General features: G+C 53.1%; 1 rRNA gene. It reads right to left on the bottom strand.

Annotated elements, in window-relative coordinates:
* A 23S ribosomal RNA gene (locus L2I46_RS29050) occupies window positions 1–1,527 on the bottom strand; the annotation flags it as partial.
* Window positions 1,528–1,541 lie beyond the last annotated feature (14 nt).

Below are 1,541 nucleotides of genomic sequence, written 5' to 3'. Positions count from 1 at the left end.
CCTCGTCATCACACCTCAGCCTTGATTATCCGGATTTGCCTGGATAACCAGCCTACATGCTTAAACCGGGACAACCGTCGCCCGGCTAACATAGCCTTCTCCGTCCCCCCTTCGCAGTAACACCAAGTACAGGAATATTAACCTGTTTCCCATCGACTACGCCTTTCGGCCTCGCCTTAGGGGTCGACTCACCCTGCCCCGATTAACGTTGGACAGGAACCCTTGGTCTTCCGGCGAGCGGGCTTTTCACCCGCTTTATCGTTACTTATGTCAGCATTCGCACTTCTGATACCTCCAGCAGCCCTCACAGGCCACCTTCGCAGGCTTACAGAACGCTCCCCTACCCAACAACACATAGTGTCGCTGCCGCAGCTTCGGTGCATGGTTTAGCCCCGTTACATCTTCCGCGCAGGCCGACTCGACCAGTGAGCTATTACGCTTTCTTTAAATGATGGCTGCTTCTAAGCCAACATCCTGGCTGTCTGTGCCTTCCCACATCGTTTCCCACTTAACCATGACTTTGGGACCTTAGCTGGCGGTCTGGGTTGTTTCCCTCTTCACGACGGACGTTAGCACCCGCCGTGTGTCTCCCGTGATAACATTCTTCGGTATTCGTAGTTTGCATCGGGTTGGTAAGTCGGGATGACCCCCTAGCCGAAACAGTGCTCTACCCCCGAAGATGAGTTCACGAGGCGCTACCTAAATAGCTTTCGGGGAGAACCAGCTATCTCCCGGTTTGATTGGCCTTTCACCCCCAGCCACAAGTCATCCGCTAATTTTTCAACATTAGTCGGTTCGGTCCTCCAGTTAGTGTTACCCAACCTTCAACCTGCCCATGGCTAGATCACCGGGTTTCGGGTCTATACCCTGCAACTTAACGCCCAGTTAAGACTCGGTTTCCCTGCGGCTCCCCTATACGGTTAACCTTGCTACAGAATATAAGTCGCTGACCCATTATACAAAAGGTACGCAGTCACACCCGAAGGTGCTCCCACTGCTTGTACGTACACGGTTTCAGGTTCTTTTTCACTCCCCTCGCCGGGGTTCTTTTCGCCTTTCCCTCACGGTACTGGTTCACTATCGGTCAGTCAGGAGTATTTAGCCTTGGAGGATGGTCCCCCCATATTCAGACAGGATACCACGTGTCCCGCCCTACTCTTCGAGTTCACAACCTGTGCATTTTGGTGTACGGGACTATCACCCTGTACCGTCGGACTTTCCAGACCGTTCCACTAACACACAAGCTGATTCAGACTCTGGGCTGCTCCCCGTTCGCTCGCCGCTACTGGGGGAATCTCGGTTGATTTCTTTTCCTCGGGGTACTTAGATGTTTCAGTTCCCCCGGTTCGCCTCGTTAACCTATGTATTCAGTTAACGATAGTGCAACGAATTGCACTGGGTTTCCCCATTCGGACATCGCCGGCTGTAACGGTTCATATCACCTTACCGACGCTTTTCGCAGATTAGCACGTCCTTCATCGCCTCTGACTGCCAGGGCATCCACCGTGTACGCTTAGTCGCTTAACCTCACAACCCGAAGA

Source organism: Klebsiella sp. 2019SCSN059, from assembly GCF_021739525.1.
GTDB classification, from domain to species: Bacteria; Pseudomonadota; Gammaproteobacteria; order Enterobacterales; family Enterobacteriaceae; genus Klebsiella; species Klebsiella quasipneumoniae.
Note: the sequence above shows the minus strand (reverse complement) of the source record. Positions and strands in the feature narration are given on the sequence as shown.